The organism is Alteriqipengyuania flavescens, assembly GCF_030406725.1.
Taxonomy (GTDB): domain Bacteria; phylum Pseudomonadota; class Alphaproteobacteria; order Sphingomonadales; family Sphingomonadaceae; genus Alteriqipengyuania_B; species Alteriqipengyuania_B flavescens.
Genome location: NZ_CP129107.1, coordinates 1,221,654 through 1,239,547, shown reverse-complemented (window position 1 = coordinate 1,239,547; position 17,894 = coordinate 1,221,654). Strand labels below are relative to the sequence as shown.

The window sequence follows — 17,894 nt, the reverse complement described above, 5'->3', positions numbered from 1 at the left end:
GACCTTTGCGGTAAGCGAATGATGAAGCGACTTGTCAGCTACGAAAACCTTCTCTCCTGCATCACGCGAGATGAGAGCCATCATGTTGCCACGCTTGACTGGAAGGCGTTTCTGCACCTCTCTCCTATTCTCTGGCTGCGGCGTAGGGAAGCACGTGCGGCGCTGCGGAAATACCTGAGCGGGCTTCAGGGCGCCAAATGGGAAGTCGATACCGTTCGTTTTCCAATCGGAAGTCAGATCGACGAACAGGCACTGAACTCGATCACAGGCGATATCGCTGGCGCTCTAGACGCGATTGCAACGAAGGCCGTGACACCGAAAGAGATCTGCAAGGCGCTCAACATTACGAAGCAGGAAAGATTGCGGTGGACCAAGGATGGTCGCCTCAAGACATCCGGGGTCGTGAGCTTCAGGAGGGCCAACACCGTAAGCATCTCGACTTACTCTGCACACGCAATTCACGAATTGATGAAAGACCATAGCGTAATTGAAGGTTGGCGACAGAAAGACCTCGATAGTCGAAAATCCTAGCCTCGAAGCTACAGCCATTGTGGTTCACAGGGGTGTAGTTTGGTCAAAAACCGTGACCGACAGGGATGACGCAGATTTGCACTACAACGCGGTCGGCCGCTTTCACATGTAAGCCAATCAAAAGCGGACCGACGGCTAGCGGCCCAGAAGCATCCATACTCGGCGTTCTCTCATCGGCCAATCACGGCCGAGGAGATGAACCATGGGATACTCTCGATTTGACACCGCCATTCAGGCTCGCCCGGCATGGAACGCCGGCATTCCCCGCCCCAGGTAACTGGCATCACCGCATCGCTCTCTTCGACGAACCCGGCAAAGGCCTTCACGATCGCGCCTTCGGTCATTTCTGGCCGCGACCAGGTCTCGAAGGCATTCACTTTGACGCTGCCACTATTCGATACATCGAACGACAGCGCCGAGATGCACACGATCCGGTGGAACGGCCACCGGACTTCGCGAGGACGATCGGCATTATCGTTTCCGGCATCGCCCTCGACATGCGCAGCATGAAGGTCGGCACGGCGCTGCCCCTCACGGTCGTAGGCGTATTCGATGTCGAAAACGATGTAGCGCTGACGATGTTCGTTGCGTTCGAGGATGGGCTGGGCCTCGGCGCGCAGGCGCAGCTCGAGAAGTTCGAGGTTGATCATGGGATTATCTTTCTGTTGGGCCGCTTGCGGTCGGGATCGACGGCAAACGGCGGGAGGATAGGGAGCTTGGTTGCGGGGCTGGTGGTCAGACCCGGTAGCGGGACACGGCATCGAGCATGGTGCCCGTAGGTTCTGGATGACCGGCGTCGGCAAAGATCGCCTTTTCCGCAAGGTAGTCGGCCATGGGCATATCCTTAAACCAAACGCGTTTCATGGCGTCCCAGCTGTAGCCACGCTGTTTGACGAACGCCTTGTCGTCGAATGGCAGGCCATGGGCCCTGACGCGAACGCAGCCTGCATCGCTGCTTGCGAGCAAGGCACCGAAGTAGGTCTTGCTCTCTGCTGCGGGGTCACCGCCGCGCTCGCGGACCTGCGATTGCAGCAGCTGGAACAGCGCCCAGACATCGCTTGTCGCCCGGTGCGCGTCGTAGAAGCCGCCATGTTCTAGGACCAGATGCTCGAGCTTGCGGCAGGGATAGCCGAGCGCGGTCCAGTCGATCTCCGCCAGGCTGCATGCCCACGGCAGGTGCGACGCGTCCGGCAGCCGCTTGTCGAGGAAGTTGATGTCGAACCCGGCATTATGGGCAACGACGAGATCGCAGCGTGAGAGGATCGCCATGACTGCCTTGTCGTCGATCATCTGGCCCTTGAGATCCTCATCGCGCAAGCCGGTCAGGCGGATGATATCGGGCGCAAGCGGCACGCCCGGATCTTCGCACCAACTATAGAGCCTAGAATGACCCAGCACGCTCCCGTCCGAGCCAAGCGAGACATGCTTGAGGCACAGTTCGATGATCGCGTCGTTTTCGGGATCAAGCCCGGTCGTCTCCACATCGAGAAGGGCAACGCGCCGTGCGCCTTTCGGCAACTCGTCGGGCAGGTCCTCGAAGGCGCGTGGCAGTCGCTGCAGAACACGGTATTGGCTGCTGTTACGCAGCAGTTCCCTTCCGCTCCTTCTTCCGGCCTATGGACCGCTGGCGGATTTTCCGGGCCATACCCCGCTTTAACATGAGACGCCGGCTGCGGAGTGACCGGATAGGAAGCAGTTGCTGCGGTGGCCCTCAGGCTATCTACAAATTCATCGTCGATCAGTTTGCTGACCGCATCGAACGTCGATGCCACTTTCGGGTGCGCAATCAAAGCGCTGCGACCCTGCGCCTCGATCATGCCAGACAGCCGTGCCAACATCACGTCCCTGATCAGACCCGGAGCGAGCGGTAGACCCCATCGTTGAAGCAGATCGCGCGCAGCTTGAGTAAGGTCATGTTCATCGACGAAGAGGCGCTTGGCCAGTCGCGCCGTATCCGCCTCGGCTGATGTAAGTTCAGCGAGAGGACTGGGTGCCGTTTCCCCGCCATTTGCCGAAATGCGGGCGGAAGCATCGTGGTAGGCCGCAGCATACACCTTGGCCCTTTGCTCTTCACGCGCCTTGTCAAGGGGCACGCCATCCAGCATGTGCGCCGTCGCCAAGGCCAGCTCATCGGCAAGGGCGTCACGGTAGATCTTCGACCTCTGGTCGAGGGTGAGGTGATTGACTGAACTCATATACATCGTTTCGGCATCCCATCTCGCCGCAAGCCGCCGAGCCAAAACTTGGGCGCGGTCAGGGTCACGGGTCTTCATTGAAATACTTATAGGATTTTTTGCTTCGTTTTGTGCGGGTAACCTCCGGCGGAAGTGGTAGGTTCGGCCGCGCAGCCAGATGAACGGGTGGGGCGCCATGCGTGCAAAGCTCCATTCAGCGGCCCGGCTCGATGCTGCACGCAGGACACACCCGGATTGCCTCACCCCCGCACAAGCCGCTGTGAACGGTCGTGTGAACAGGTCTGTGAACAACTCGAGCCGTGCTCGAACTGGATCCACCGAAAAGGCGGAAATTCAACGCTTTACGAGAGAAATGGTGCCAGAAGAGGCATCGCATCTGTTGATCATCATTCTAATTATACGAATATTTTTATCAGACGGCCAAAACTATGCCCCCAAAAATGCCCCCACGAGAGTCGCCTTGGAGGAACATCAGCTAGTATCAGGCCCAGCCTATCGCGGCCATTTTGCGATTCATTATCTCTCCACATCGCGCGTCGAGTTCCCAGTAGCGCAGCTCAAATGCTGCATATGTCCGCCGCCACATCCCCTTTGGGCGGCGGATGGGTCTCTCCCATCCCGGTTCACAGCCAAGTTGTTCTTGCAGCCTAAAGAGTTCTTCGAACGGCTTGTCGTCGCGTGAGATTCGCTGCGAATGGTATGCGATGCCCCATGCCGTTCGACTGGCAAACTTCTTTGCCCCTGCCGGGCAGAAGAGCTTTCCGACCCTCTCGCCATTGTGAGGACAAAGCATCCACCAACGCTTTCCACCAAAGTTGGGGCAGGTGTAGGTGAGCGGGACATGTTGCACATGATTTTGCTTCTGGCCGGTATGGCGGTTGGTTGTCTGAAATCGGAGGGTCAGCGAGGCATCGTCGGCGTCGCACATGTCGCACTCATAGCCGATCCTGCCGCTTTCCTCGCCGCGACATGTCCAGCTTAGTGAACCAATCATCAATTTGCCTGGGACGGCCTTCCCTACCCGAAGCATCCAGCCGAAATCGATTCTGAGAGCCTCGTGCGATAGCGGCTTCCCCCCGCTTCTGCCTGATCCAAAACCGCCCATAACCCATCACCCGACTTGTCGAAGCTGGAACACGTAGTTCAATCCTCTTCCAGCGAGACAGGCCCATGAAAGAAGCAACTTCGAATCTAGCGCTGCCCTATCTGCCGTCCATCCAAGACCGGACCTTCTCAACGCATCCCGGCAAGTCATCTCGGATTTCATAGACCCAGAAGCGCATCACATCGAAGCCCAGCTCAAATAGCCGGTGGTTTCGAAGCTGGTCTCTCCTGCAAAGTTCGCCGGTCCAATTCTTGTGATAGCGCTCGCCATCGACTTCTACGTCCAACTTCCGCCGCCCGTCGGTGACCAATAGGTCCAAAGCGAACTTCTCCACTTGGTATTGCGGAATTGACGCGATGCCAGCTGCATACAGTGCGCGATACAGAATCTTCTCCCAGTCTGAAACCTGATCGGGGTTCGCAACACTGGGATAGTCGGCCCCTGCCGATACAATGGCGTCTTCCACGTTCCGCGCTTCAGTGGCGCTCAGTTCGACAGAATATTTTGCAAAGTTCTCAAGGTAGTCGATCTCACAATCCAGGCACGCAGATAGGTCTCCGACCACGATCAGTTGTGCGCGAGCGCGGGTGATCGCGACGTTAAACAGGTTGCCGTTGGAATTAAGGAAGCCGATCGCACTACGTGGCGAGTCTCTGGACACTACCGGAGAGAAGAACATTACGTCTCGCTCGTCGCCCTGAAACTTGTGAACCGTGTCAGCCAAGAATGCGCTTCGACCAAGCCGATGATCTAACTCGCGATCCCTTGCGACTGCTTCCTTGATGGCGTTGATTTGAGCGCGAAACGGACTAACCACGCCGATAGTGCCGCGATAATCTTGCTCGATGGCGAGCTTCCGAAGTTCCCTGATTATCCCGCTCACTTCATCGCTATTGATGGCCCCTCCTGAAGAAGGCCTGATCGCCTTGCCCGGCGTATCCACCCAGCGCACACCAGGCTCCCCACGCCGAGGAAAATTCAGGCTGTCATAGTTTGTCGCAACTCTAAGCCGCTCCTCATAGAATTGATCGTTCGAAAAGCTGATGATGTCTGAATGCGAGCGATGATGATCGAGGAGCGCGACAATCTCGTCACCAGCCACCTGCCCTGCGGCCAGCGAAAACAGCGAATTGAAGCTGTAAGCCCACTGAGGATAGCCCTCGACCAGCTCGTATCGTTCCAGCAGTTTCTGATCCTGCCCTCTGGGCAACGAACTGATGTGCGCAAGCTGCATTGGGTCGCCAATGATAACCGCTGCCTTGGCACGATAAAGAAGTGGGAGAGCGGAAGCGATGTCGCACTGACTTGCTTCGTCGATCACAACGAGATCGAAATAGCCTGGTTCGAAAGGCAGACGCCCCTTTGCCGAGAGCGAGGTTACTGCCCAGCACGGCAGAAGGTGCGAAACCTTCAGATGAAGCCCCTTGTATTGACCAGCAACCTGGCGGGCCAAACCACCCTCGGGGCCAGCGTCGATTACCATTTGCAGTAGCGAGTTATACCGGCTCAGCATCGAGCGGTCCTGGGCAGACAACCGAGCGGGCTGTAGTCGCAGCCAGATTTTCCAAAGCGATGCCGAGACCTTTGCGAGGGTCTCTAGCTGAACCTTGCGATCCGCCCCAAGCTGCTCCAGGCGTGGTTGTTCCTGAAGCTTCTTCAACGATGCAAAGTAGCGGGCTGCCTCGTCGATATGGCCAAGTTTCAGCAATCCCGTGTTGCAGAATGACGCGACATCTTCGAGTCTGCCTTCGTCGATCGAAACGGGCAGCGTCGACAATTCCAGTCGAGATGTTAGCCCGCTGGCTTCCAGCGCAAGCTCGTTCACCTGCTTGAGTCTGCCCGACCGAAAAAGGAACCAAAGCAGCCTAACAATTGAGCTTTGGGATGCACGATCGGCGCGACCAACCAACTCCTGCAATTTCGTCAGCGTCGCGCGCGGTTGGAACGTATCAATCTCTGCGGCCTTGGCGAAGATGCTCACTCCGAGTGCCTCGCGCGCGGCCTCAGCCTTTCTCTCAAGCTCATCAACAGTGTTGCGGACCTCGATGACCGCCTCAGCCTTTGCATCCAGGGCATCCAGGCGCGCCATTACCGCATCCAGCCTGCTCTTCTCCTCTTCAAAGGATTCCTTGTCATTTCGGCCTATGGTCGCCGCCATGAGCGACAGGAGGAACTCCGCAAGCTTGGTCTGATATTTCTGCGAGCCGACCCGCAATAGGATTGGTCGCGGGCCGAGGGCATTGATCCGTGTCTCTACAACATCGACAGCCTGGTTGTTCTTCGATGCAAAGAGAACCCGCTTTCCATGCCAAGCCGCATTAGCAAGGATATTGGTCACGACCTGTGATTTGCCAGTGCCCGGTGGCCCAGTGATCACGGTGAGTGGTCTCGACAGGGCGGAACGGACGGCCTCGCGCTGCTCCAGATTCATGGGAAGCAACTCGATGAGTTGACCTTCAAACGTGGGACACTGATCAGCGCTTGTTTGGCCACTGATCCACTGACCCAGAGCAGTCTGCCCGAAAGAAGACTCCTGCAGACCAGCGAGCATCTTGAGTTCACTCTCCAGACCGGCGGTGAACGGCGATCGATCTGCCATAAGCAGAACCGCGCGATTGTAGATGCCGCCTTCAGTTAAGCTGGCCAGCGAAGGATCGGTGGCGAGGCCCGTCGGTTCGATGTCTTCACGCCAGGGCCATTCCGGCCTGATTGCTGAAAGCCGCATGGCGAGATCGTCAATCTCGACCGCATCACCGTCACCCGAAATGCCGAGTTCGTCTTCGAGTTGAGTGAGTTCAGTCATCAAGCTGTCGCGGTCAGCATTCGTCAGATTGCGGAATGCGGCCTGGTTTATGATCGGGAATGAAAGGTCGAGGATCGGGCGACCACTTCCTTCTTCTTGTTCAATCGGGAAGAGGAGGACCGGCTCGACAAAATAGCCCTGCCACCCGCTTCGGGCACGATGGCTTCTCAGTAGGCTCGGGTAACCGAGATAGAGAGCTTTGTTCCCTCGCTCCCTTCGGACCATGCCCAGCAGGCGATTGACCGCGGGATTGTCATCGAACGCGTCAGAGGAAAGCGGCAGGTCCTCCAGCTCGGTGTAGTCCAGGTGACCAGAATTGCTGCTCGCGAAAACAGACACGCCTGTCTCATCAAAGCCGATGCACGCGAGGTAATAGCGGCACAGCCTCGATAGATCGGTATCGGCAAAGGCTTCTGCTTCGACATCGTTGCCTCGACCTGGCGAGGCTCCTGTCTTCGCAAGCGTCCAGCGATAGCGTCGATCCTGGACAACGTGTCCTTTGAGTGATCCGTAAAGAGCCGAATTGATGTCACGCTTATCTTTCCCAAGCGCATCGCCGATTTCGCGGGCCAACAGCCCATCCCGACCCTCCAGCAGCTCTAGGATGGCTCGCTCAAGATCGTTCGGCATCGATCGATCTCCAACTCAGATGAAGGCTTGAGAGCAACTTAGAAACTTCCCTCATCTTCTTCGGGATCGGTGAATGTCTCGGTCTGCGGATTCCAGAAGACTTGCTTCCAATCCTGCCCGGTTGGCTCAACTTGATCATGCGGGACCCAAGAGTCGCCTTCATCTGAGTTCTTGTATTTGTAGACCAACATGCTGGAGCCGCCCATGTCGATAAACCGGAGGCCGAGGAGTTCTCTCTCGACCAAGGTCCCGTTCATTCGGACACTTACGACGCTGCCAGGCTCGTAGACCACCAATTCACCGTTAGGGGGCGCGAGCTGTTGGGGTGAAGGGAGGGTTCCCTCCTGTAGACTCTCATACCAGTCCACCAGCTTCTCGATGATCTCGCCGGACACCAGCGCGTCTCCACCGGCCATCGCAGCCGCCTTTTGCAGCTTCTCCAAGAAGTCATCAAAATCTTGGAACAACGGCTCTGTGAGACGCAAGCCGCCGTAAATGCTGTCATAGACGACTATGGTATCCGTTGCGCGCTTCGGCACACCTGCTTGGTAGTAGGATATGTGAGAATGCGCCTCATCTATGTCAGTTGGCGCGATGCTCTTCTCTCGCAGGATCATTTGGCGAAGCGCATCTGCTACAGCCTGTCGCACAATCCTTTGCTGACCACTGCCTGAGAACCATTCATCCTTGATTTGGATTACCACTCCAGTCGTTCCAAATTCGCGCTGCTTCTTGGTCATCTTTGGGTCTTTCGCCCTCAACTCCTTGTAGAGGAATTGCTTGCCGCCAACCTGAAATCCCAAGACCGCTTCGTTTACCTGCAAGCTCACTTCCGCAAGCAGACCACGTTCGCCGGATAGAATGCTGCCAGCGATGATCTCGTCGGACGAGACACCCACCATGACGCTCTTATACAGAATGGGGCGCGTCAGAGCGGCCTTGCTGGCATCATACAACCGGATTGATCTATCGAACGAATTGGACTTCCACTCGCTGACTTTCATGGGTCGCTTTAGGTGGAGATAGAGCGCCCCCGGATACGCCTCTCGGATGGCTTGATTGAGGGCAATGCCGCCGATCTGTTCCGGGTCAGAGTGCGACCCTTCCTTGAGCTTGTAGTTGGGTTCACCCACCTGTCGCAGCGGATAATTGAAGTGGGGAGCATCAGCACCAATCTGGGCAATAAGCTCAAATTCCTTCGGTCGGCGGATGCCGGGGCGGGCAGCCTCATAGACCTTCTCGAAAGACTCGGGCCACTGAACGCCGGGAGGGATTTTCGCATCGCTGAAGCCGAGTTGTTCTGACTCGTCCATCAGACATCTTGCATGGGCGAACTGGATAAAGCGGTTGTCGAGGTAGAGATATGATGGCTCTACCGAACCTTCAAAATACTCCTGAAAACTCGAACCGAGCTGGGTAAACGCATGGCGCGGCGCAACGACGGCGAAGATGCCTGGAGACGCGCGGCCAACTCGGCCCAGTCTTTGTCGGAATGCCTTCTTCGACTGCGGAACGCCGAGGTTCAACCCGACCGTAAAGCCGCTGACATCGATCCCCACTTCCAATGCCGAAGTAGACACCACTCCTCGCAACTCGCCCTCTCGAAGTTGCTGCTCGATCCGCGCCCGGTCCTTGCCTTCGTAGCCGCTCCGGTATGGCAGGATGTCATCGCGATCAATCGCTCTGGTGACGCGTTCGACGCCCTGGCGCGAGTTATGAAATGCGATGAAGCTGTCTTGTGTCGCGTGCCCGATCTCCTGGATGATGTCCTGCAGCATCGACTCGCCAGGACCTCCGATTTCCGGACCGTCGATATGGAGAAGAGTTCGAGGGTGACTTGGTGAACCGTCGTCCACGTCATCGACTGAAACAAACTCCCAGCCCGTCAAGCAAGCCATGTGATCGACGGGGCTATAGATCGTCGCGGTAGCGGCAATGATCTGCAACTTGGCTTGGGACTTGAGGTCTTTCGCGGCACGGTTGCGGGCGATCAGGAACCGCCGCATCAGATAGGCGACATTGCTCCCGAACACGGACTCGTAGACGTGCGCCTCGTCGATCACGAGGAACCGGAGCTTGGCGAGAAATTGCTTGAACAATGGCGCGGACACTTGCCGCATAAACCATGCTTGCAGCAGGTCGGGAGTAATCGCGACTATGCGGGCATTCTGCAGGGCATCATGGCGCTCGTCCATGCGAATGTCGCCGTGGAGTTCGGCGACAGTATTCGCCGGAAGCCCAAGTTCCAGCGCCATCAACCGCCAGCGCGAAAGCTGGTCCGAAAGTAGCGCCTTGAGCGGGTAGATGACGATCGCGACACCATCGCCTTCGAGCAATTCGCGCATGATCGGCAGCTGGAAGATGAGCGATTTGCCGGATGCGGTGCCGGTAGCGATAACGACATTCTGGCCATCGTCGATCTGCTCAAGGGCAACCGCCTGGTGGTTCCAAACTGTCTCGTCCTGACCGAACTTCGCGTTAAGCCAGTGGCTCAAGTCATCTTGCCGATAGGGGTCAGGAATCGGAGCAACCCGTTCCTCGCGTCCAGGAATCTCGACCCGTTCGACCACGGTAAGCTTGCCACTGTCGCACAGCTCGCCAAATGCTTCCCTGACCCTCATCAATCCCCCCTTGCAGCGCGTCAATCGCGCCTTGGATTAGGCGACATCGAGGCAGGCGATGGCTTGGAGCCTGATGCCTCCCCACGCAGTCTTGCAAGCTCGCTGTCAATGTCGGCTAGGTTATCACTGTTCAGCTTAAGAATAACAGTAGCGCCAACCACTTGGGTAGGCCACGAGGCGACGCCTCGATTCGTCCACGAGCGCGCGATCGAGCCGGAAGAGATCGTGAAGCTGCCACCGCTGGCAATGCACAATCCCTTGACCATATAGAGGCCGTAACCGCTGTTGGACCAAACACTCTTCGAACGCTGCTTGCGCCAGGTCTTTGACGAAATGCCCGGTTGAACCGCAAGATCGAGCGCCCGGTCGTCATCCATCTTTCCCAGCTTGGGGTTGGACGAAAGCGACTTAGCCAAACCCATTCCACGGTCGGTGATGGCGACTTCCGCAAGCCCGTTGCCCGGCCAATATTGCGCCGCGTAGGCAAGATCGACAGAGCCACTGTGCTCGACGACATTCCGGATCATCTCGCGCATCGCGTATGAGAGTGCCTGGAATGCGGGCGTGTCGCTCGCTTGCAGCAGCACGCCAATCATCTCCTCGCTCGCGCGCTGGATGGTGTCGCCATGATGCTCCATCTGGTCGATGGCCTCGCCCCTGATGTCCTCGACCAGACGAGGCGTGATCGGAATGAAGCGCTCGTTGGAATTGGCTTCTTCGGCCTGCTTTCCAAACTTCATTCCAAAGAACTGGAAGAAGCCTGCATGGGCGGGATAGTGCAACTTGCCGAAGTTTATTGCCTTGCGTTGGACGGCCTCGCGATCTTCCCGAAACTGCCTGAGCGCTGCACCGATCGTCAGCATCCAGCCGGGCGTTGCGAAAGCCACGTCTCCAAAATCGAAGTCCACGCTGCGGACTTCAGGCAATGCTGCAAGGTCGGCGCTGAATCGGTGGAAAGCGTCCTTGCTGTCAGGGACTTTGACGACGAGCGCTTCGCCTGCCGTCGTCATCAGTCAAAGTCCTTGAACAGCGGGCCGATGGAAGCGATCTGCGCTCGGCGGTTCTTGTCGATGAGGCGCTTCACTAAGTCTTTGAGTTCCATCGAACGTTGCATCTTGCGGTAGCCAAGCTCGCCCAAAACCAGCTGCAACTCCTCGTTGTCGCGCTTGTTGGCTGTGACGTGGTTTTCGAGTTGGTCGATCGACCAAGTGCCCATTGGCCTCCCCGCTTTGCCCCCGCTTCGTTTCATGCCAATTCGCTCATTTCATTGGTCTTCCACTATCGGCTCGAAGGCTCCAATCCTCCTCAGACATAGGTCTTCGAGCGCTTCGAGATCACGATGGATACTTGAAGCCTGCTCGTTAGCCTGTTGGACTCGAGCCTCGGTCGCTTCACTGACGATCCCGGTCTCTCGATCTTGATCAGTCTTGAAGGAGGCAATCTTTGCCGAGCCTGTTAACATGTGGGAGTTGAGGGCGACGAAGTTCGAGAATGATCGAATTTTCGCTAGTAAAGGCGACCACCTCTCTTCGACCTTCTTGTCGCGGAATTGGTATTGAACGCCATCGAAAACCCCCGCGACGTATCGGATGCCTTTGAGATCATCGATGTTGAAGCTCCCCCCAAAATCGTGGTCGCGTAGGAACTCCAACTCATACTGAAGGCGGCTGTAAAGCTTGTTTCGCAGTTTGACATCATGAGGATGGGGGTTTGTCCGAAGCGAAGCCCATTCAGAAGCAACCCAAGCCGCTATTGCGCCTGCCACCACAGCGGCCTTCTCGAAATCAAACTGAAGATTCTCGGCGAGTGGTAGGTTAGCAACCGTTACCACAAGAGCCATGGAGCCGAGGAACAACCGCGCGGCGAAAGAGCCGAGCGCCTCCTTCGCATGATGCAGACTAACGTCGGCCATCAATCGATCTCCAGCTTAGGCAGGTTGCGGACGATCTTCATCGTTTCCAGGCTGACCGTGATGACGCGCTGGAAGAGTTTGAGCGGGTAGGCGGGGTCACCGACTGTCTCGATGGCGTAGCGGTTGGCGTCATTTACGATGCCGCTCTTCGCATCGGTCTTCACGCACTGACGCTCCATGACCCAGTCGAGCGCGGCCTTGCCGTTGACGACGTAGTCGTAGGCTTCAAGCGGGATGCCGGTGATGGTGATGTTGCTGTTGTAGATGACGGTCGTCTTGTCCGGCTCCAGCTTGCCATCCTTGTTGCGAACCTTGTGGAACTTCATTTTCTCGACGCGGAAAAACTTCTTCGGATCGGGAATGTGCGCCAGCTCCAGCGCGCCCTGCGCGAAAGTGACCGGGAAAGGCTCAGCCGTCTCGTAGTCGCAATGAAGATCGCCAAGCGTCCTACCTGCTTCAGTGAAGGCCCAGAAGTCTACCGCCTTCTTCACGGCTGGAATACGGGGCAGTTCCTTGGAGAGGTTGTCGGAAAAGCGGCTGCGATACCCCTCCGAATGCAACAAGCCATAGACGTAATAGAACAGATCATCTTTGGTGATCGTCTCGCCCGGATAGGCCGCCTGGAAATGCGCCACCCCCTCATCGGTCAGGGCATCGCGGCGCTTAAGGCCAGCCTCCCCGCCATTGGCGAACAGGTCATCTTCGGATTCTTGCGCCTGTTCATCGTATAGGAAACGGGGATAACACTGCCCTTTTTCGATTGTATCCAGAGCTGGAATTGAATTGCTCATCAATGCTGAGAACCCACTGCGCGCACCGATTCCAGCCGCTTGAATTACCCGGTTTTTCGCCACCGTTTGTAACGGAAAGATGCGAGGCATCTGCAGGACCATCTCATTGAAAGTACGGTCGTAGTATTGCCATTGCGATGTAAATGGTCGGTAGAGGCTTAGCGTCAGCGCAGCATCGTCAAATGCAAAGAGCTTTCCCTTCGCCAATTCACCCTTGAGACCTCGCGTCCAACTTATTTTGGTTGGGTCGTTTTCGACAAAGTCGTCAGTCGCATCACCACGCGATTTGCGGTCAAGGTTTGGGTGCGCTGCGTCGAAACGCTCGACCTCACGATTATAGCAGCCAATCATGGCCCCCATGTTTGCGGAAAGAGCATCGCGACTGAAATTATAGGCCCAGCTATCTCGGTTGCTCACGACACCAAGAGAGAAGTTCTCGAATATCGCAGGGTCGCCCCCCTTCTTATCTCCGATCCGAATGAATGCATCAAAGCTCCGATCTCGCTGCCCGAGCCAATCACCGTGCTCATCAGGCGTGATTTGTTCCCACTGCCTTGCTTGCCTTATTCCCTCGATGCTTCTGAAGCGGGCGATTCTCTTGAGCTTCTCTTCCGTGCTTAAGTCGTCCCCAATGTCATGATAATAGATTTGCCCGCATTCAGCCCCGCTCGGGTTCTTGACAAAGATTGTGATTGCATTGCCCGTCATGCTGCCGCTGCCAAAGACATTCTGACCTTCTTTAGCGCGGCCTTTGCTCAGCATGTTCTTACGAATGTCACCTCGCAGATTCAGCACATGAATGCTGAGAAACTCTTCTGCTAAAGTCTTGCGGAGGCCATCCATCGCAGGCTTCTCCGCGAAACCTGATCCGGAGATGTAGCCAACAACGCCTGCGTCTCCGATCCGGTCGCTGGCCCAACGGATTGCTCGAACATAGCTATCATACAGTCCCCGAGACAGGGTGGCGTTAGACCTTGCAACATAAGTCGCTTCAATTTTGTCATCTAGCTTTTGATACGAAGCGTTTCCCGCGTTGTCGTTGGCGCTTCCCTGACCAATCGAATACGGCGGGTTCCCAACAATTACTCTAACAGGCAATTCCATTTGCCTGGTGCGTCGATCGCTGTTGACCGGGAATATCTCTGCAAGCAGGTCTGCTTGCTGCTCGCCCATCTGGAATGTGTCAGTCAGGCAAATGCCTTCAAAGGGGGCGTAATCGCCCCCGGATTGCGAGTGATAGACTGCCTCAATATTGATCGCTGCGATGTAGTAAGCGAGCAGCACGATCTCGTTGGCGTGAATCTCATGCTTGTATTTGTGCTCCAGCTCTTCCGGCTTGATGAGGCCGGATTGCAGCAGCCTGGTGATGAAGGTGCCAGTGCCGGTGAACGGGTCCAGGATATGGACGCCTTTGCTACCCAGCGTCTGGCCAAACTCGCTTTGCAGCACCTCGTTGACCGAGTGGATGATGAAATCCACCACCTCGACCGGGGTGTAAACGATCCCCAGCCGCTCGGTCATGCGCGGGAAGGCATTGCGGAAAAACTTGTCGTAAAGCTCGACCACGATCTTCTGCTTGGCCTCGGCATTGTCGATGCCCTGAGCACGCCGCTGAACACTCGCATAGAAGCGATCGAGGCTCTCGGCCTCCTTATCCAGTCGATGCTCGTCGAGGGCCTTCAGCACGCCTTGCATTGAACGAGAGACGGGATTGTTGGCAGCGAAGTCATAGCTCTCAAACAACGCGTCGAAGACCGGGCGCGTGATGAGGTGCTGGGCCAGCATCTCGATGGCCTCCTCCTCGCTCACCTCGGGGTTCAGGTCGTCGCGGATTTCAGCGAGGAATGCGTCGAATGCTTTCCTTTCGGGGCTTCCTTCTCTTGAGATGATACCCTTGATGCGGCTGATGTGGGTTTCGGCAATTTTGGCGATGTCGCCCGCCCAGTTCTCCCAATAGTCACGTCGTCCGCACTTCTTGACGATCTTCGCCATGATGGCGCGGGAGAACTCGTCGAACACGAAGCCGGTCTGGAACGGATTGTCAGCCTTCGGCTTGCTGTCACCGTCGTTCGTGTCATCCTCGCCACCGCCGCTGCCATCACCGATTCCGGTTTTGGGCTTGGCGGTCGATCGGGTGGAAAGCTTGTTGCTGACTGCCACCACTTCAATCTTGTGGCTGATGTCCACGCCCAGATCGGCTTGGTTGAGCTGTGCGTCGAACCGCTCGTCGTGAGATCGCAGAGCGTTCAAGATTTGCCAGACGACGCGGTAACGCTCGTTATCCGCCAGCGCCTCTTCCGGGGTCATCCCGGCTGGCACGCCGATGGGCAGAATGACGTAACCCATATTCTTGCCAGGCGCGCGGCGCATGACGCGCCCCACGGATTGCACCACGTCGATCTGGCTCTTGCGCGGATGCATGAAAAGGATCGCGTCGAGGGCGGGCACGTCCACGCCTTCAGACATACAGCGCGCATTGCTCAGTATGCGGCAGATGGCATCGCCGTGGGTTTCCTTCAGCCAATCGAGCTTGTTGGCGCGCTCCTTGGCACCCATGGTGCCGTCAACGTGCTGCAACTCGGTGGTTAGCAGCGTCGCGTCGCCCAGCGCCTCCTGCCCCTCGTCGCTAGCGAGATACTCCTCGATGACGTTGCGGAACTCGGTCTGGATCAGCTTTGACGAGGCGATGTCCTTGCAGAAGGCAAGTGCCCGCTGCATCGGCTGCGGATCGGTTTGCACCTCCTCGGCCAAACCAGACTTGATGAGCGCCTTGTAGCATCCGATGATCTTGGTGGCGTCGTCCAGGACCAGTGAGCTGTCAGCGTCCTTGAGGCGGTTCTGCACGCTGGCGCTTACCATCTCTTCGTCCACGGCCAGCACAATGACCTTGTAGTCGGTCAGCAGCTGGTTCTCGACCGCCCAGCCGAAGCCACGCGTGAAGAGCGTCTCGCCATAGAGCGCTTCGTCATCCATCGACGCCAGCTCAGCGGATGCCTCGCTAGCCTTGGCCTTGACCGCCTCGCCAAACACCCGAGGGGTTGCTGTCATGTAGAGGCGCTTCCTAGCAGCGATGTAGTCCTGGTTGTGGACTTTGACGAAGTTGCTCTCGTCCTCGCCAGCCAGGGTCGCGCCAGTCGTCCGGTGCGCCTCATCGCAGATGATCAGATCGAACTCGGGAAGGCTGTGCAGCTTTTGCGCTTCACTGATCACTTGGATGCTCTGGTAGGTCGAAAAGACCACCGTCATGCGGTCACTGGCGTCGTAGGATGACCGGCTGGCCAGGTTGGCGGCATTGGTAGTGACAGGATAGTCGAGGTCATGCAGCTCGACCTCTGCCACGTCGTCTTGTCCGCCCTTCTTGCGCTTGCCGACCTGAGCGTCCGAACAGACCGCGAAGGAGCGAAGAGGAGTCTGGCTGTCGATCGTCCATTCACGGATGGTCTGGTTGACCAGCGCAAGCGATGGCAACAACACGAGGACATTGCCGCCAGCGCCGACCATGTCTTCTGCGATCTTGAGGCCAGTGAATGTCTTACCGGTGCCGCAGGCCATGATCAGCTTGCCGCGATCGGCTTCAGCGAGACCGGCCTTTACGTCGCGGAGAGCTTCTTCCTGGTGCTGCCTAAGCTTCTTCGGCGGATCGACCTTGATCTCACCATCGACGAAGTAGGCTTCCCAGTTGATGGTGCTTTCTTCCAGCCGGTCCAAGCCGATGGTCGTGACGTTCAGATCATCGAACAAAGCCGTCGCATTTGCGCTGAAGGGCCTGCCAGTCGTCTCGATGATCAAGCCGCGTGAAAAATGCCTGCCCATTGCCCCTAGTGTGGAGAGGAACTTGTCCACCTCTGCCTTGGGGATGTTCCCGCCTTCGCGATAGAACTTGCACTGGATGGCGCAGAAGCTGTCTTCGCCCCTGATCTTGGCAACGACGTCGATGCCGTTATCAGTCTTCGACAAACCGTGGTTGGCTGCCCAGGTGCCGTATTCCCAGGCATCCTCGTATTCCTGCTTCATGCCAGGATCGTTCTTGAGAAAGACCAGCGCAAGCCGTTCGAAGTATGTGCCCTTCTCGCGCTCTGTCTGGGCGACATCGCGGTATTGATCGAGCAGCTTACGAAGTGCGGATGCCATCTATCCCCCTGAGTTTTCGGCCAGCTTAGCTCCCATCTGCGACCGCGCAAGACAATGAGGGACGATCTGATTGATTGTCGGTGCATCATGCAAGGGGCTGCTTCGCTTCGCGTAGCGGGGGCTACGCTACGCAGCCCCTTGCGACCACTGTCGCGAAAGATTTTCCGAAATCAATTGGCAATTTGGTGATTTGGGACATCGTGGCACAAGATGACCAATCCACACAGCAATTGCTCGACCGCAAGCTGACCCTCACATGTCCACCAATAACTGCCGGGGGTATGGTTATCTATAAGCGGTGACACAGTGCTACCGACCTTCCCGGTAGCGGAATGGCGGACTTCTCCCGTTTCTTGCGCATCGGTCGCCTCAATTGGTGACAGTGCGTCACCAGCCTTCCGCTCGTTCAGTGATGCGTTGTTACCAAAAATCGCCTTCTTCGGTGACGATGCCTTACCGGCTTTCGGTTTGGGCTTCACCCAATCCTTGTAGTCGTTGGTCGCGGCCTTGAATTTGCCGCCAGGCGTGGTGTTCACGAAGGTCAGCCGATATTCGCGACCTTTGCGGCCCTTCCAGTCGGCATCAGTAGTCACATCGATGAAGCCGTGCTCCATCAGTTCTGCGAACGCTTTCGACATTGCGCGGCGGTTGGTGTTTCCGAGCCGCTCGGCCAACTGGTCAAAGGTGCAGACGATCTTGCCATTGTTGTAGCCGTTAAAGCACGCCACCAGCTCGATCAAAACAGCTCGCCCCCAGAGCGAAAGATCGCGATAGGCGGGGGACTCGATGACCTTCAAAGGTATGCCGACCCAGCGGCCACCCCTCGTGTCAGCGCGATGGTCTGCCTTCGGTGGCTTCTTTCTCGGCATCGGTTCGAACTCGGCGGTGCTCTCAGCCGCGCGCGGGCAGCTGCTCGAACCACTTCTGCGCATCGCACTCGGCGATGCGCGTTGCGCGACCGATCTTGCGGAAGGGCAAGCGTCCCGCCTGGTTCTCGCGGTAGGCCGTGGAGCGGCCCACGCCGAAGCGGTCGCAAAATTCGTTGATGGTGATGAGCCTGTCCATAGGTGCCTCCAGGTATTTAAGGAGGCTCCCAAGTATATGCCTTGCGACGAATGTCAGTCAGTTATTCGATGCCGATTCCGGCATCCAAGATCTGACTACCTGGTCGGTAA

At 57.1% G+C, this 17,894-nt stretch carries 12 protein-coding genes and 1 pseudogene; 1 reads left to right on the top strand and 12 read right to left on the bottom strand.

Going from position 1 to position 17,894, the window contains the following annotated elements; translation table 11 throughout:
• Positions 1-21: 21 nt before the first annotated feature.
• The gene (locus QQW98_RS06390; RefSeq protein ID WP_290137085.1) at positions 22-531 is read left to right on the top strand and encodes a hypothetical protein; all 510 of its coding nucleotides are present in this window, start codon (positions 22-24) and stop codon (positions 529-531) included.
• A gap of 170 nt (positions 532-701) precedes the next feature.
• Here the strand turns inward: QQW98_RS06390 and QQW98_RS06385 are convergent, their stop codons facing one another.
• The 12 genes and pseudogenes from QQW98_RS06385 to QQW98_RS06335 form a co-directional block, all read right to left on the bottom strand.
• Complete coding sequence (locus tag QQW98_RS06385) at positions 702-1,181, bottom strand: 3'-5' exonuclease family protein (RefSeq protein WP_290136692.1); 480 nt, start codon at positions 1,179-1,181, stop codon at positions 702-704.
• An 85-nt stretch (positions 1,182-1,266) separates the two neighbouring features.
• Positions 1,267-2,061: a 3'-5' exonuclease gene (locus QQW98_RS06380; protein WP_290136883.1), complete on the bottom strand. Its 795-nt coding sequence runs from the start codon at positions 2,059-2,061 to the stop codon at positions 1,267-1,269.
• Positions 2,062-2,747: 686 nt separating this feature from the next.
• Positions 2,748-2,903 (bottom strand): annotated as a pseudogene (locus QQW98_RS13905) (DUF6538 domain-containing protein); the annotation flags it as partial.
• A 304-nt stretch (positions 2,904-3,207) separates the two neighbouring features.
• The gene (locus QQW98_RS06375) at positions 3,208-3,654 is read right to left on the bottom strand and encodes a hypothetical protein (protein WP_290136691.1); all 447 of its coding nucleotides are present in this window, start codon (positions 3,652-3,654) and stop codon (positions 3,208-3,210) included.
• A gap of 274 nt (positions 3,655-3,928) precedes the next feature.
• Positions 3,929-7,264: an AAA domain-containing protein gene (locus QQW98_RS06370; protein ID WP_290136690.1), complete on the bottom strand. Its 3,336-nt coding sequence runs from the start codon at positions 7,262-7,264 to the stop codon at positions 3,929-3,931.
• A gap of 38 nt (positions 7,265-7,302) precedes the next feature.
• Positions 7,303-9,885 (bottom strand): DEAD/DEAH box helicase, encoded by a 2,583-nt coding sequence (locus tag QQW98_RS06365; RefSeq protein WP_290136689.1) that lies wholly within the window; start codon positions 9,883-9,885, stop codon positions 7,303-7,305.
• 20 nt (positions 9,886-9,905) lie between these two features.
• Complete coding sequence (locus QQW98_RS06360) at positions 9,906-10,895, bottom strand: hypothetical protein (protein WP_290136688.1); 990 nt, start codon at positions 10,893-10,895, stop codon at positions 9,906-9,908.
• Positions 10,895-11,101, bottom strand: coding sequence for a hypothetical protein (locus QQW98_RS06355; RefSeq protein ID WP_290136687.1), 207 nt, complete (start codon positions 11,099-11,101; stop codon positions 10,895-10,897). The genes QQW98_RS06360 and QQW98_RS06355 overlap by 1 nt, the downstream gene beginning before the upstream one ends.
• A gap of 48 nt (positions 11,102-11,149) precedes the next feature.
• Positions 11,150-11,797: a hypothetical protein gene (locus tag QQW98_RS06350; RefSeq protein WP_290136686.1), complete on the bottom strand. Its 648-nt coding sequence runs from the start codon at positions 11,795-11,797 to the stop codon at positions 11,150-11,152.
• Positions 11,797-16,719: a DEAD/DEAH box helicase gene (locus QQW98_RS06345; protein WP_290136685.1), complete on the bottom strand. Its 4,923-nt coding sequence runs from the start codon at positions 16,717-16,719 to the stop codon at positions 11,797-11,799. Before QQW98_RS06345 ends, QQW98_RS06350 begins: the two co-directional genes overlap by 1 nt.
• A 170-nt stretch (positions 16,720-16,889) precedes the next feature.
• Positions 16,890-17,516: a hypothetical protein gene (locus tag QQW98_RS06340; RefSeq protein ID WP_290136684.1), complete on the bottom strand. Its 627-nt coding sequence runs from the start codon at positions 17,514-17,516 to the stop codon at positions 16,890-16,892.
• 94 nt (positions 17,517-17,610) lie between these two features.
• On the bottom strand, positions 17,611-17,784 hold the full coding sequence (locus QQW98_RS06335) for a helix-turn-helix transcriptional regulator (protein ID WP_290136683.1): 174 nt from the start codon (positions 17,782-17,784) through the stop codon (positions 17,611-17,613).
• Between the last annotated feature and the right edge of the window lie 110 nt (positions 17,785-17,894).

Coding starts and splice junctions, on each gene's coding strand:
- QQW98_RS06335 (WP_290136683.1), bottom strand. CDS start 17,784: ATGGACAGGCTCATCACCATCAACGAATTTTGCGACCGCTTCGGCGTG.
- QQW98_RS06350 (WP_290136686.1), bottom strand. CDS start 11,797: ATGGCCGACGTTAGTCTGCATCATGCGAAGGAGGCGCTCGGCTCTTTC.
- QQW98_RS06360 (WP_290136688.1), bottom strand. CDS start 10,895: ATGACGACGGCAGGCGAAGCGCTCGTCGTCAAAGTCCCTGACAGCAAG.
- QQW98_RS06365 (WP_290136689.1), bottom strand. CDS start 9,885: ATGAGGGTCAGGGAAGCATTTGGCGAGCTGTGCGACAGTGGCAAGCTT.
- QQW98_RS06345 (WP_290136685.1), bottom strand. CDS start 16,719: ATGGCATCCGCACTTCGTAAGCTGCTCGATCAATACCGCGATGTCGCC.
- QQW98_RS06385 (WP_290136692.1), bottom strand. CDS start 1,181: ATGATCAACCTCGAACTTCTCGAGCTGCGCCTGCGCGCCGAGGCCCAG.
- QQW98_RS06370 (WP_290136690.1), bottom strand. CDS start 7,264: ATGCCGAACGATCTTGAGCGAGCCATCCTAGAGCTGCTGGAGGGTCGG.
- QQW98_RS06390 (WP_290137085.1), top strand. CDS start 22: ATGAAGCGACTTGTCAGCTACGAAAACCTTCTCTCCTGCATCACGCGA.
- QQW98_RS06355 (WP_290136687.1), bottom strand. CDS start 11,101: ATGGGCACTTGGTCGATCGACCAACTCGAAAACCACGTCACAGCCAAC.
- QQW98_RS06375 (WP_290136691.1), bottom strand. CDS start 3,654: ATGTGCGACGCCGACGATGCCTCGCTGACCCTCCGATTTCAGACAACC.